Genomic DNA, 14,641 nt, shown 5'->3' with positions numbered 1-14,641 from the left:
CTGCTTATCTTTTCTTTCGTATCGGATAGGTTCTTACTGCTAACATTTTTTACTGCTAAAAATGTCTTACGGTTAAAAATGGTTATGGCTCAGGCCGCAGACGCGCACGCGCCACCGCCGTTCGCCACTGTTGATAGCTTTCCAAAATGGCGTGGTTTGTCGTCGACGGCTCGATGATCTCAACTTCTCTGGGCAACGCGGCAATCTGTTCGCTGTGTTCCCACCACCCCAGCATTTTTCCGCCCAGATAAGCGGCACCCAGCGCCGACACTTCCGCGTTATGGTTGCGAATCAATGGGCGTTGCAAGAGATCGGCCTGAAACTGCATCAGCCAGCGGTTTTGTGTCGCGCCGCCGTCGACGCGCAGCGCGGGTAACGCGGCCTGCGACGCCTGCTCCATCGCGAAAAAGACATCGGCAATCTGATACGCGATAGCTTCCAGCCCAGCACGGGCGATGATGGCGGGTGTGGTGGCATCGCATAGGCCGCACAGCAGGCCACGCGCTTGCACATCCCAATAAGGCGCGCCCAGCCCAGATAACGCAGGAACAAAGAAAACGTCCTGATTAGACTCAGCACTGAGCGCCAGTTCGGTCAGTTGCGTAACAGAAGGGATGCCCAGCATCTGACCAATCCAGGCAAATCCCGACCCCGTGTGGGTAATGTTGCCTTCCAGTGCGTAGCGCACTTCACCATCGTGCCAGGCAATCGTGGTGCTAAGCCCTTCAGCCTGTTGATGTGGCGTGTTGATGGTGGTCATCAGCGACGAACCGGTGCCGTATGTCGCCTTGATTTCACCGCTTTGAGTAATGCCCTGACCGTACAGCGCTGCATGGGAATCACCAATCAACGCCACAATCGGTACACCAGCGGCAAGTCCACTGATGCCCGTCACGCCGGTGTGACCGTGTAACGCCGAGGACGGCGTGACGGCGGGCAGACAGACGCTGGGAATGCCGAACAGCGCCAGCAGATCCTCATCCCAGCAGCCACGGTGGATATTAAACAACTGGGTTCTCGCCGCGTTGGAATAGTCGGTGGAATACGCTCGCCCGCCGCTAAACTGCCAGTTAAGCCAGCAATCCACCGTTCCGATGCACAGTTCCCCCTGCATCGCGCGGGATACGCCGTCCGGCAATTCCGCCAGCATGGCATGAAGTTTGGCGGCGGGAAAAAGTGGATCAACCTGTAGCCCGGTGCGGGATTCAATCAGGCGCGCCTCCGCACTGCCCTGCAAGGCCTGACAGAATTTCTCCGCGCGACGATCTTGCCAACTGACCAACGGCGTCAGCGGCTTTCCGGTTCGCCTGTCCCAAATCAGCACCGACTCGCGCTGATTACTGATCGCCACCCCCACCACCTGAACCCGGTGTAATGACGACAGGCAGGCTTCTGCCGCCTGACAAACCGCACGCCAGATCGCCATCGCATCCTGCTCGGCTCTGCCCGGCTGCGGGTGCGTCACCTGCAAAGCGACCGCCGCTTTAGCCAGAATGCGCCCCCGCTCATCGACGGCAATCGCTTTAGCGTTCGTCGTCCCTTCATCGATTGCCAAAATAACTGGCGTAAACATCATCAGCCTCCCGGGCAAAGACGCAGTGCCGCGTTGACAATGCCCGTCGCGTCCAGCCCGTGATGCGCTCGCATCGCGCTCCGATCGGCGGCAATCGCGTATTGACCATCGGGAATTCCCAACCGCACAAGAGGAATTCCGCTGCCCGCTTCCGCCAGCACTTCCGCTACCAGACTGCCTGCACCGCCGTTGACGTTATGTTCCTCGACTGTGATGACTCGAGGTGTTTCACTCAGAATTTCAAGCAATTGCTGAGTATTGCACGGGCGGATAGAGGAAAGATTAACCACCGTAGCGGAAAGTCCTTTTTCTGCTAATAATTCAGCAGCCATCACAATTTCATGCACGGTCGACCCCAGCCCGACCAGCGTGATATCGCGACCTTTGCGCAGCACATCGATCTGCCCCGGCACAAAGCGGTACTGCTCATCGTGCAAGGCAGGCAGCGGTTTCCCATCAAGGCGGATATAGACTGGCCCCTGATGTTCAAGCGCATAATCGATAATCTGACGGCACTCTTCCGGGCTGGACGGCGCGTAGATCTCAATATTGCCAAACCCTCTCAGCACCGCGATGTCGTCAATACTGTGGTGCGTGCTGGCGAGCGGACCATAGCTACAGCCCGCATTCAGCCCAAACAGTTTGACGTTGCTGTTGTTGTAACAGACGTCGACTTTGAGCTGTTCATTCGCGCGGGAGATCAAAAACGGGGCTGCGTTACAGGTCACTGCAATCTTGCCACCGATAGACAGCCCTACCGCCGTCCCCACCATGGTTTGTTCTGCAATCCCCACGTTGACAATACGGTCAGGAAAACGCTGTATGAAAGGCGAAATCTTCGCCGTTGAGCTTGAATCCGCCAACACCGGGACTAAATCAATCCCCTGTTCGACGGCCTTAATGAACTGCTCGACCATGACGGTTGCCAGATGTTCTGCGTTACTCATCTTTTAATTCCTCCAGCGCCAGTGCAATTTCCTCGCCTTTCGGCACCCGGTGATGCCATTCAGCCCGCCCCTGAATAAACGACACGCCCGCGCCTTTCTCCGTATTCGCAATCACCACGTTCGGCTTGCCGTTGCGCGGCAGATTCTCCAGCGTTTCGACCACTGAACGCATGTCATTGCCCGCGCATTCCGTGACCGCTAAACCAAAAGCCTGCCACTTCTCCGCCAGCGGATCGGTGTTCATGATGGAACTCGTCGGCCCTGCCAGTTGCAGCTTGTTCTTGTCATTGATGATGATCAGGTTATCCAGTTGGTAATGCGCTGCCGCTAGCGCCGCTTCCCAGTTGCTGCCTTCCGCCAGCTCACCATCGCCCGTCAGAACGAACACCCGGCGCGGGCTGTTATCGCGCTTCGCCGCCAGCGCAATACCGACGGCAACCGGCAGCCCGTGCCCCAGCGCACCGGTGTTCAGTTCAATCCCCGGCGTCTTGTGCTTAACCGGATGCCCCGGCAAATGCGAATCGGGGTGCTGATAGGTTGCCAGCCACGCTTCTGGGAAATAGCCCGCTTCCGCCAGGCAGCAGTAATAGCCGCCAACCGCATGGCCTTTTGACTGGATGTAAATATCCCGCTGCGGATCCTGAAGGCGCTCCGGCGCACAGTTAAGAATGCGAAAATACAGCGCCGTCAGAATCTCAACCTGTGACAGATCGGCGCCCGTGTGCCCGCCAGCCGGGCTATTGGCATTCAGATGAATAATGCGGCGACGAATGGCGCGGGCTTTGTGCGTCAGCGCCTCCACCGACAATGCGTACGGATTCATACTTCACCTCGCTTGAATTTTTACTCAAAAACGAATATTTATTCACATCAAATCAAAAAAAATTGCGTTCAAATCGGGCCTCGGTATACCTACCGACATCAATCCCGCCGCGACTCAACGCCCCGTGCTAGTTACGCTTAATTAACCACGTGCCTGTGTACCTTCATTAACTAGGTTCCTTCCGCCGCGGCCTTTTGTGACACAATGGCGGCCTTGTGCTGCATCCGGTTTTGCATCTGGTCGATAATCACCGCCACAATGATGACGATACCTTTAATCACCATCTGCCAGAATTCACTCACGCCCATCATCACCAGCCCGTCGGCAAGAATCCCGATAACAAACGCGCCAATCAGCGTGCCCAGAATCGTGCCGCGCCCGCCCGCCAATGACGTTCCGCCGAGTACCACGGCAGCGATCGCGTTCATTTCAAAGGCGGTGCCGGTTGCCGGATGGCTGGCGACCAGTTGAGAGGACACCACGATGCCCGCGATAGCCGCACAGAAGCCGGAAATGGTGTAGACCCAGACTTTGACCTGACGCACTTTGACGCCGGAAAGTTCAGCGGCACGTTCGTTGTCACCAATGGCATAGACATGACGGCCGAACGGCAGGCGGCGCGCCACGTAGGCAATCACCACGGCCAGCACCAGCATCAGCCAGATAGCCAGCGGTAGCCCCAGGATCGTAGCGGAGCCAATCAGCTCAAAGCCGGTGTTGCCCAATTGCGGGTTACCGCCCAAGCCGGGGAACGTCTCCCCGCCGGAAATCAGCATTGATGCCCCACGCACGATGTACATCGTCCCGAGCGTGCAAATAAAAGGCGCAACGTTATACCGCGTGATGATCCAACCGTTGATAGCCCCGATGAGCGCGCCAATCAGCAGCACGACAGGCACGATGACCCACACGCTGGGGAAAATCGCGACGCCGAACATCGGCAGCACAATTCCCTGAGTAATCATGTAGCCCGCCACCATGCCGCACAGCCCCAGCGTGGCGCCGATCGACAGATCAATCCCCGCGGTGATGATGACAAACGTGATCCCCAGCGCCAGAAACGCATTGATGGCAATGTGCTTCACCATGATGATCAGGCTACCCGTCGCCAAAAACCCGGGCACCGTGAAGGCAAAGAACCCCAAAATCAGGAACAGCGCGATAAACGTGCGCAGCCTGAGAATCAATAGCAGGATGCTCTCTCGTGAGCGTACAAACTTACCCGGTGATAGCGCGCCTGACGCCGCCGGAAGGTGAGTCGTTTTCATGTCAGAACCCTTGTGCACTTGCCGAAACCAATGCCGACTCGCTGGCCGCTTGACGCGAAATATTCGCCGTCAGTTTGCCATTCGACATCACCAAAATGCGGTCCGATACCGCCATAATTTCTTTCAGATCCGAGGTAGAAAACAGCACGCCGATGCCCTGTTCGGACAGCCCAACCATCATTTCAAACACATCGGCCTTGGCACCGACATCAATGCCCCGCGTTGGCTCGTCCAGTAACAGCACTTTGGGGCTGGTCAGCAACGAGCGACCAATCACCACTTTTTGCTGGTTGCCACCGCTGAGTGCCTGAATTTCGACGTCGGGCGAAGACACTTTGATCGCCAACTGTCCAATCGTGCTGGCAACCACTTCCTGCTCCTGGCGCTGGAAGATCGCCATGCCGTATGTCAGCCGCCGCCACAGGCTGGCGATGGTGAGATTGGAGGCCACTGATGAGAGTGGAAAGATGCCGGTTTTTTTGCGATCTTCCGGCACCAGACTCATGCCCATACGAATGCGCTGCGCGGTAGAAAGACGCGGATTCACCGGTTTGCTATCGAGATAAATCTTGCCCAGATAATCATTCTGAATACCCAGCAGACACTCAAAGAGTTCGGTGCGTCCCGCGCCCATCAGCCCGTAAATGCCGACAATTTCCCCTTCACGCACCATCAGCGACACATCATTAACCACCTGATGCCCGGCATCGTTGAGACTGGTAAGGTGTTCCGCTTCCAATATCGGCGCGCCGAACGTTCTGCCCGGATGCAGGAAGCTGGTGACAGGGTCACCGCCGAGCATTTCCCGCACGATCCACAGCACGTCGATATCGCTGACCGCAGCTTCCGCCTGAAAACACCCGTCGCGCAGGATGGTGATGTAGTCACCAATCGCCATCAGCTCTTCCAGCCGGTGCGAAATGTAGATGATGGAAACATTCTGTCGAGTCAGCTCGCGGATCACGCGAAACAGAATCTCTACTTCGGTTTTGCTTAGCGCGGAGGTCGGTTCGTCCAGAATCAGAATGTCAGCCTGATCCGCTAGCGCTTTAGCAATTTCCACCAATTGTTGCTGGCCGACTTTCAGGCTGGCGACTTCGGTGCGCGGCGAAATATCCTGATCGAGACGCGCCATCAATTCCGCCGCAATACGCTCCTGCGCCAGATAATCGATAGGCGCAACGCCCTTTTGCAGCTCCCGTCCCAGGAAGATGTTCTCCGCCACGCTCAGGTTCTCGGACAGGTTAAGTTCCTGATGCACCATGCCGATGCCTTTCGCTGCCGCATCGCGGGTATCTGCTATACGTACCGCTTCGCCATTCAGCAAAATCTGGCCGGAGGTCGGCTGCTGCACGCCGGCCAGAATCTTCATCAGCGTCGATTTACCCGCCCCGTTTTCACCAATGATCACGTTGACCTTGCCGCGATAAACGTTGTAATCGACGTTATCCAGTGCTTTGGTGCCGGGAAACAGCATGGTGATGCCGCGGGTCGCCATGACGATATCGGGTCGGTTCACTGCGTTTGGCTGTAGCAAGACGTCTGGTTTTTCCATCATTTCGCCCCTCCGCTACGCGTTTCGGTCAGGTTTAACGTCATCGGTACCGCCTCGCTGATGCCCTGTTTGGTCACCACCAGCGCCGCCAGGACGTTAACGGGCTTACCCTGCATGCCCGCATCCAGCTCCGGCAACGATGCCAGTGCTTTGTTATTCAGCGCGCGGGCCAGTTGGGCAAACTGAACCTGATTTTTGAAGTCATCAAAGCGAATAAACCCAGCGGCATCGCGGATGGCATTGCCTTTAACGATGGGCCCTAATTGAAGCGTGACGGCGTCACCTTGCACATCAAGCATCAATTTCCCTTCACGACTTTCCCGATCAATCCCACTGACCGTGCCCTGAAGCCGTGCGTAGACAGCTTTACGCGCTGAATCCTCCAGTGCTGCCTGCGTTTGCTTAACCTCATCCCAGGACAATGCCTGCTGCTGCGCTGCTGGCAACAGCTGTGGCTGCCACAGCGCTGTCGCGATGTTCTCTGGCGTCATGGTGCTATAGCCCGGCACAGAAGCTGGGTCGACCGGAATGATCGGCTTACCGTTCTCATCCAGATCGACCACCGTACAGGCGGATAGCAGCAAGGCGCAGAGCCCAACCCAGCAGGCGCGATATCGTTCATCGAACAGCATAACGACTCCTCTATCAGCAGGAGCTTACGCTCCTGTCGCCTTAATTACGGTTTCAACGCAAAGGTGTTGAGTTTGGTCGCGTTAGATTCGTCGATCAGAATGCAGTCCATCAGCTGTTTTTCTTCGTGCTGTGCCTTGCCGTTCTTCAGGTAGTAATCCGCCTGTTCAACTGCCATCTGCGCCTGTTGCCAGCCGGGTTGCAGCACCGTGGCCTTGATATTGCCTTTATTGATAATGGAATCACGCACGTAGTCGCTGCCGTCAAAGCCCACCACAATCACGTCGTGACGCCCCGCCGCTTTCAGCGCCGCTTCGGCCCCCAGCGCCATGGTGTCGTTGCCGGAAATCACGCCGGTGATATCAGGGTTTGCCTGCAAGATGGCTTCCATACGGGTAAAGGCTTCCGTCTGGCTCCAGTTCGCCGTTTGTCTGGCGACTCGCTTCATGTCGCTATATTGGTCGATCACATCGTGGTAGCCCTGAGAACGGACGTGCGCATTGGTGTCTGACTCGCGGCCAATCAGCTCGACGTACTTGCCTTTCTGCCCCATTAGCTCGACGAATTTCTCCGCACCGAGCTGCGCGCCCTGATAGTTATTGGAAACGATCTGCGCCACGGCCACGCCGGTTTCATTGATTTCCCGGTCGATCAGGAAAGCGGGAATACCGGCGGCTTTCGCCTTTTTCAACGGGCCAATGGTGGCATCGGCCCCGGCATTATCCAGAATGATGGCTTTCGCCTTACGGGCAATGGCGGTTTCAATCAGTTGATTTTGTTTGCTGACGTCATCGTCATGCGACGCCACCAGCGTGGTGTAGCCAAGTTCGATAGCTTTGGTTCTGGCGCCTTCGGCTTCCGCTTTAAAAAACGGGTTGTCGTGTGAAGGGGTAATAATGGCGATCAACCCGTTATCTGCGGCAAACGCACCGGCAGAAAAGGAAAACATGATAGCCAGCAGGGAGGATTTCAGACGGTAAGGTTTCATTGTTATTCTCCTGTTTGAATATATATTCAATATTGAATTAACATTCAAATGGAGTTTTACAACCAACCGAAAAATTGTCCAACAGCAAAAACAGGAATAGCGAAGCAGCTCACAAATTGTTTACATTTTGCGCGAGGCGATAGCGGTGAGAATCGAGAAGAAACAGAGACAGGAGAAATTTTTAACGTTGCGTCAGCAACGGCCCACAGGGTGACGGACAAGAAGTTCCGACATAAAAAATGCGGATGACGAATGCCATCCGCAGGGTACGTGCTACAGGGGATTATCTATGGCGTACAACCTACAACGGGAACAATAACTCAAGGGCTACGAGGATTTATTTTCGGCGGCATCCTCCTCCGCCTGCTCTTTGATTTCTTCATACTGGAGCGAGAGCGGGCCGCACCAACGCTGTGCCAGCCAACTGGCCACCACCACCAGCAGCCAGCTAATTAACGTCGCCACCACCAAATCCTGCGGCCAATGCATGCCAAGTACCAGACGGCTGCCCATCACGCCGCTGGCCCACAGCATCAGGATCACCACCGTTTTATAATGCCGACGCGCCCACAGCAGCCCAACGCCCAGCAGCGCCCAGGTTGCGGCAAACATGGTGTGACCAGAAGGGAAAGCAAAGCCAGTTTCAAACTGCCAGTGGCTGCGCAGCCACTGTGGAATCTGCGTTTGGTCCTGCAATTGCGTTTTCACCAGTTCCGAACGCTCCTTGCGCGGCAGCGAGTAGAAATAGCTATCGTCCACCTGATGATTTTTCTCCAGCCAGACGACATAGGGCCGTGATTCCTGTACCCACTCTTTAATCACCGATTTGATTCCCTGCCCAATCAGCACCGTAATCGCCATGATGACCAGTAGACCGAGCGCGGGCTTAAGACGAAAACGCAGGCACCAGAGAAACCAGAGACTTAGCACGATGCTGGTCAGAATGCCCCACGGCGATGTCACCGTTTCTGTAATCCAGAAGAGTACGCGTAACCAGAGTCCGTCGTACTCCGGTTGCCACTGCCAACCGCTCATCCAGATAATCATGGGCATAATCAGTAATAGCGCGGCACCAATGGTAGTTCGTTTGGCAATTTCGTACATAGTCTCTTCCCATAATGCAGATAGTTTCTTCCCATAATTCAGTATGATGCTTTGCAACAAAACTTTCACAATTCTATCAAAAAATCCGACACTGACTGTCAGTATGGCGTAAAATAGCGCTCAGTTCTGTCAACGAACCTGAAACCAGACGGCGGTAAGGCCACGTTGTAATTCAATTTTTGTGATGTTCTTAAGCAGGCTTTTTTGCTGGTCAAGCGCGATAGGCAGCAGTAGGATTCGCCTCAGCACTTTTGTTTTGGGACACAGCGTTTTTGGACACAGCTTTTTGGATAAAGATTTTTTGGAGAAAAGTATGCAGCTAAAACGGGTGGCGGAAGCCAAGTTACCCACCCCGTGGGGCGATTTTCTGATGGTGGGTTTTGAAGAAATCGCCACGGGTCACGATCACCTTGCATTGGTCTATGGTGATATTTCCGGTTCAGTTCCCGTACTTGCTCGCGTGCATTCCGAGTGCCTGACAGGAGATGCCTTGTTTAGCCTGCGCTGTGACTGTGGTTTCCAGCTTGAGGCCGCCTTGGGCCACATCGCCGAAGAAGGTCGCGGCGTGCTGTTATACCATCGTCAGGAAGGCCGTAATATCGGGTTGCTCAATAAAATCCGCGCTTATGCGTTGCAGGACCTGGGTGCCGATACGGTAGAAGCTAACCATCAGCTTGGGTTCGCCGCCGACGAGCGTGATTTCACGCTGTGCGCTGACATGTTCAAGCTGCTGGATGTTGATGAAGTTCGCCTGCTGACCAATAACCCGCAGAAAGTGAAAATACTCAACGAAGCAGGCATTAATATCGTTGAGCGCGTGCCATTAATCGTCGGGCGCAACCCGAAGAATGAGAACTATCTGGCGACCAAAGCCGCCAAAATGGGGCACCTGCTGGATATGAAGTAACGATCCCGTTTCGCGTCAGGATCGTTTCTTTCAATGCTCACAGCCGGTTTTTAACCGGCTGTTTTATTGGGATCAGTGCTTGAGGATGTACATATCTTGCGTGTAATAATCACCACGCACGTTGGGGGAAAAACCACCGATGTAGGTCTTAACCATCTGCGGCTGGACATAGTAGTAGATGGGCAGTAATGGAACATTGCTATCTAAAATATCCGAGGCCTGTTGATAAATCGCCTCTTTCTCCTGCTTATCCTTCACCGTCAGCGCTTTTTTCAACAACGCATCATACTGTGCATTACTGAATTTACCGTTGTTGTTGCTGTCATTCGTTTCCAGCGTATTCAAGAACGTACTGGCTTCATTGTAATCCCCCGTCCAGGACTGTCTGACCACCTCAAAGTTACCGGTACGTACGGTATCCAGCATCGTTTTCCATTCCTGATTTTGCAGCGTCACTTCCAACCCAAGATTCTTTTTCCACATTGAACTGGCGGCAATCGCCACGCGTAAATGCGATTCGGAGGTGTTGTAAAGCAGGTTGAGTTTCAGCGGATGCTTGTCATCAAACCCAGCCTCTTTCAACAGTTTCTTCGCTTCCTCATTACGCTGTTGCTGTGTCCAGTTTGCCCACTCAGGCTCCTTGCGCTGGAAGCCGCTTACATTTTTGGGAATCAAGCTGTAAGCGGGTGTCTGCCCCATACCGAGTACGTTGTTTGCGATGATATTTTTATCCAAACTGAGATCCAGTGCGCGGCGGACACGTGGGTCGTCAAAAGGGGCTTTTTTCATATTGAAGCGATAGAAATAGGTAGCCAGCAGCGGCGAGACTTTCACCTCCTGTGGATACTCTTTTTTCAGCGATGCAAATTGAACTGGCGACAGCAGCCCCGTGATGTCAATCTCGCCGGATTTATAGCGATTCAGCTCCGCCGCCTGCGAGCTGATCGGCAGATACGTCATTTTGTTAATGACGGTATGCGCATTATCCCAATACTGGCTATTGCGCTTGCCGACGATACGTTCGTTAACCACCCATTCGCTGAGCGTATAGGGGCCGCTGCTGACGAAATTTCCGACCTGCGTCCAGTTATCAGGGTGTTTTTCGAGAACCGCTTTCGGCAGCGGGACCAGAATATGGTACGCCGACATTTCCAGGAAATACGACAGCGGGTGTTCCAGCGTGACCTCAACCGTGTGGCTATCCAGCGCTTTCACGCCCAGCGAATCCGGCGCTTTCTTGCCCGCCAGAATATCCGCCGCGTTCTTCACATACATACTGGCAACGTAGGTGCCGTAAGGCGACAGTGTTTTAGGGTCGCTAAGGCGTCGCCAGCTGTAAACCACATCGTCAGCAGTAATTGGTGAACCATCGGACCATTTGGCATCAGGCCGCAGGTGGAATGTCCACACCGTATTGTCTTTATTATCCCAGCGCTCGGCCAATCGCGGCTGAATGGTACCGTCATCGCCCACACGTACCAGATTATCGAAGAAGTCATTGATAATGTGACCTTCGACATCGCTTTCCACCTTATGCGGGTCCAACGAGGCAGGTTCTGACCCATTGCCTCGCACCAGCTCTTGCTTTTCCGCCAGCGCAGTCCCTGCAGGAACCTGTGCCGCAAAAGCCGATGTCATCGCCCCTGTTGCACACAGCGTGAGAAGCAGCAGCGAATGTTTAAAGCGTTTTTTGATCAACTCATTCATATAACCTCCTGTTATATCTCTGTCATCCTTCAAGCTACATTGGCAATAGTGCCTCGCTCGTCTCGTCTGGAGCTTGCTCATGGAAAGTCCACGCGGCACCGAGTAAAGACGACGGCGTGTTGTCTTGCAACCTGAACGATGAGGACATGGCTGGGCAATAATTTTTACTTATTCCCCATGTAGTTAGCATCACTACAACCTAACCATAATTCGCCTGAGGATACGAGAGTTTAATGTGGGAAAACGTGCGCTGGTGCGGAGGAAAGCATGCACCAGCGCGGCAGGGCTCAGAGAGAAAGTAGTGCTACAGCATATTGCGGATAACGTAGTGCAGAATGCCGTCGTTCTGGTAGTAGGTCAGTTCGTTTCGGGTGTCGATGCGGCAGCGGGTCTTGATCGTCTGCGTATTGCCATCAGCATCAGTGATGCTCACCTCGACCGTTGCCCCCGGCGTCAGCTGATTTAATCCCGTAATTGAAATCTGCTCGTCCCCGGTGAGTTTCAGCGTTTTACGCGTCACGCCGTCAGGAAATTCCAGCGGCAGAATCCCCATCCCGATCAGGTTAGAACGGTGAATACGTTCGAACGATTCGGCAATCACCACGCGAACCCCCAGCAAGCGCGGGCCTTTCGCGGCCCAGTCACGGCTGGAGCCGGAGCCGTACTCTTTCCCGGCAAACAGCGCCAGCGGGACATTGTCGTCCTTGTAGCGCATCGCCGCATCATAGATCGTCATCTCATTCTGCGACGGGATATGGCGGGTATAGCCGCCCTCTTTACCGGGCACCATTTCATTACGGATACGGATGTTGGCAAACGTCCCGCGCATCATCACTTCGTGGTTACCGCGCCGTGAACCATAAGAGTTGAATTCCGCCGTTTCGACGCCGCGCTCCAGCAAATATTTTCCTGCCGGACTATCGCGCTTGATGTTACCTGCCGGTGAGATATGGTCAGTAGTGACCGAATCGCCCAGCATCGCCAGAATGCGCGCATTGTGGATATCCTGAATCGGCTCGGGCTCTTTCCCCATATCCAGGAAGAAAGGCGTCTGGCGGATATAGGTCGATTCTTCCGGCCATTGATAGGTAGGATTGTCGTCGACCTCGATATCTTGCCACTCCTGCGTGCCTTCAAACACGGCGGCATACTGTTTGTGGAACATGCCCGCGCTGACGTTCAATACTGCATCCGCCACCGCTTTGGTCGACGGCCAGATATCTTTCAGGTAGACGGCTTTCCCGTCACGATCTTCACCCAACGGTTCTTGCGTCAGATCGACGTTCATATTCCCCGCCAGCGCGTACGCGACCACCAGCGGCGGCGACGCCAGCCAGTTCGTCTTCACCAGAGGATGAATACGGCCTTCAAAGTTGCGGTTGCCTGACAGCACGGCGCCGACTGTCAGATCGCCTTCTTTTATCGCCGCTTCAATCGCATCCGGCAGCGGGCCGGAGTTACCGATACAGGTAGTACAGCCGTAGCCCACCAGATTGAACCCCAGTTCGTCGAGGAACGGCGTCAATCCCGCTTTGGCATAGTAATCCGTTACAACCCGCGAGCCCGGTGCCAGCGAGGTCTTAACCCACGGCTTGGTTTTCAGACCGCGCTCGACGGCATTTTTTGCCAGCAGTCCGGCCGTCATCAGCACGCTCGGGTTGGAGGTATTGGTGCAGGACGTGATCGCGGCGATCACGACGGCACCCTGCTGTAAACGGTGCGTTTCGCCTTCCAGCGTGAATTCTTCATAGTCCGAACGGTTTTTCACCGTGCTAACTTCCAGTTCCCGGCTGGCTTTAAAGGCTTCTGGCACGCCAGCTAAAGGCACACGATCCTGCGGGCGTTTCGGCCCTGCCAGACTGGTTTCCACCGTCGCCAAATCCAGTGCAAGCTGGCTGGTAAATACCGGTTCATCACCCGCATTACGCCACAGCCCCTGCTGCTTACTGTAGGCTTCCACCAGCGCAATTTGTTCTTCTGCACGGTTGGTCAAGCGCATGTAATCCAGCGTGATTTGGTCGATAGGGAAGAAGCCACAGGTGGCACCATATTCCGGTGCCATGTTGGCGATGGTCGCACGATCCGCCAGCGGCAGCGAATCCAATCCATCACCGTAAAATTCCACAAACTTACCGACCACACCGTGTTTACGCAGCATCTGCGTAACCGTCAGTACCAGATCGGTTGCCGTGATCCCTTCGCGCATCTTACCGCTTAGCTTGACGCCGACCACGTCAGGGATCAGCATCGAAACAGGCTGCCCCAGCATCGCTGCCTCAGCCTCTATCCCGCCGACGCCCCAGCCGAGCACGCCTAAACCGTTAATCATCGTGGTATGCGAATCGGTTCCTACTAGCGTATCAGGATAAGCAAACTGTTTGTCGCCCTGCTTTTCGTACCAGATGGCCTTGGCGAGATACTCCAGATTCACCTGATGGCAAATCCCGGTTCCCGGTGGCACGACGCTAAAGTAGCTAAAGGCATTTTGTCCCCAGCGCAAAAACTCATAACGCTCACGGTTACGCGCCATTTCGAGCTGCGTGTTATCCGTGAGCGCCTGGCGATCGCCGAAGTGGTCAACCGTCACCGAGTGGTCGATAACCAGATCGACTGGCGACAGTGGGTTAACCTTATTCACATCGCCGCCCAGCCGTTTCACCGCCGCTCGCATTGCCGCCAGATCGACCACGGCAGGCACGCCGGTAAAGTCCTGCATCAACACACGCGCGGGACGATAGGCAATTTCCCGGTCAACGTGACCCGTTTTCAACCAGTCCACGACCGCCTGAAGATCGTCCTGCTCTACCGTGTCGCCGTCCTGATGACGCAATAAATTCTCCAGTAGCACCTTGAGCGACTTCGGTAATTTATCGATGTTGCCAAGCGTTTTCGCCGCCTTCGGCAGGCTGTAATAATGGTAAATCTGCTTCTGTACCGTCAGTGTGTCCAGACAAGTGTTGCGAAGGTGTGATGACATGCTTCCTCCCAAATTAACTTGCTATTCGTTATTCTGCATCGGGCGATTGATTAATGAATAACCAGCCTGAGCTTGCGGTCTTATTTAAAGATAACACAAACAAAAAATAACGTTTTTGCAACAAGACCATATGAACGCAGCGATAGCCGTTATCTATTGAAA

At 54.6% G+C, this 14,641-nt stretch carries 11 protein-coding genes; 1 reads left to right on the top strand and 10 read right to left on the bottom strand.

The genetic code is table 11. The features are described 5' to 3' along the window. Nucleotides 1-82: 82 nt before the first annotated feature. The 8 genes from JFY74_09850 to pgpB form a co-directional block, all read right to left on the bottom strand. Nucleotides 83-1,573, bottom strand: coding sequence for an FGGY-family carbohydrate kinase (locus tag JFY74_09850; protein QQG30292.1), 1,491 nt, complete (start codon nt 1,571-1,573; stop codon nt 83-85). Nucleotides 1,574-1,575: 2 nt separating this feature from the next. Further along, a complete protein-coding gene (locus tag JFY74_09845; protein ID QQG30291.1) occupies nt 1,576-2,520 on the bottom strand; it encodes a transketolase family protein in 945 nt (314 codons plus the stop codon). Beyond that, a complete protein-coding gene (locus JFY74_09840) occupies nt 2,513-3,343 on the bottom strand; it encodes a transketolase (GenBank protein QQG30290.1) in 831 nt (276 codons plus the stop codon). The genes JFY74_09845 and JFY74_09840 overlap by 8 nt, the downstream gene beginning before the upstream one ends. A 170-nt stretch (nt 3,344-3,513) precedes the next feature. Beyond that, nucleotides 3,514-4,611 (bottom strand): ABC transporter permease, encoded by a 1,098-nt coding sequence (locus tag JFY74_09835; GenBank protein QQG30289.1) that lies wholly within the window; start codon nt 4,609-4,611, stop codon nt 3,514-3,516. A gap of 1 nt (nt 4,612) precedes the next feature. Beyond that, nucleotides 4,613-6,166, bottom strand: a complete 1,554-nt coding sequence (locus JFY74_09830; GenBank protein ID QQG30507.1) for a sugar ABC transporter ATP-binding protein — start codon at nt 6,164-6,166, stop codon at nt 4,613-4,615. Then, nucleotides 6,166-6,798 carry a DUF2291 domain-containing protein gene (locus JFY74_09825; GenBank protein QQG30288.1) on the bottom strand — a complete coding sequence of 211 codons (633 nt, stop codon included), beginning with the start codon at nt 6,796-6,798 and terminating at the stop codon, nt 6,166-6,168. Before JFY74_09825 ends, JFY74_09830 begins: the two co-directional genes overlap by 1 nt. 44 nt (nt 6,799-6,842) lie before the next feature. Beyond that, entirely contained in the window at nt 6,843-7,784 is a 942-nt protein-coding gene (locus JFY74_09820) for a D-ribose ABC transporter substrate-binding protein (protein ID QQG30287.1), read from the bottom strand. A 327-nt stretch (nt 7,785-8,111) separates the two neighbouring features. Further along, complete coding sequence (gene pgpB, locus JFY74_09815) at nt 8,112-8,888, bottom strand: phosphatidylglycerophosphatase B (GenBank protein ID QQG30286.1); 777 nt, start codon at nt 8,886-8,888, stop codon at nt 8,112-8,114. A 313-nt stretch (nt 8,889-9,201) separates the two neighbouring features. Between pgpB and ribA the strand changes: the two genes are divergently transcribed. Beyond that, entirely contained in the window at nt 9,202-9,795 is a 594-nt protein-coding gene (ribA, locus tag JFY74_09810; protein ID QQG30285.1) for a GTP cyclohydrolase II, read from the top strand. A gap of 72 nt (nt 9,796-9,867) precedes the next feature. Here the strand turns inward: ribA and JFY74_09805 are convergent, their stop codons facing one another. Further along, complete coding sequence (locus JFY74_09805) at nt 9,868-11,502, bottom strand: oligopeptide ABC transporter substrate-binding protein OppA (GenBank protein QQG30284.1); 1,635 nt, start codon at nt 11,500-11,502, stop codon at nt 9,868-9,870. 304 nt (nt 11,503-11,806) lie between these two features. Further along, nucleotides 11,807-14,479 (bottom strand): aconitate hydratase AcnA, encoded by a 2,673-nt coding sequence (acnA, locus tag JFY74_09800; protein QQG30283.1) that lies wholly within the window; start codon nt 14,477-14,479, stop codon nt 11,807-11,809. Nucleotides 14,480-14,641 lie beyond the last annotated feature (162 nt).

This window comes from Pectobacterium carotovorum (assembly GCA_016415585.1).
Taxonomy (GTDB): Bacteria; Pseudomonadota; Gammaproteobacteria; order Enterobacterales; family Enterobacteriaceae; genus Pectobacterium; species Pectobacterium carotovorum_K.
This window is presented reverse-complemented; position numbering and strand designations above follow the sequence as displayed.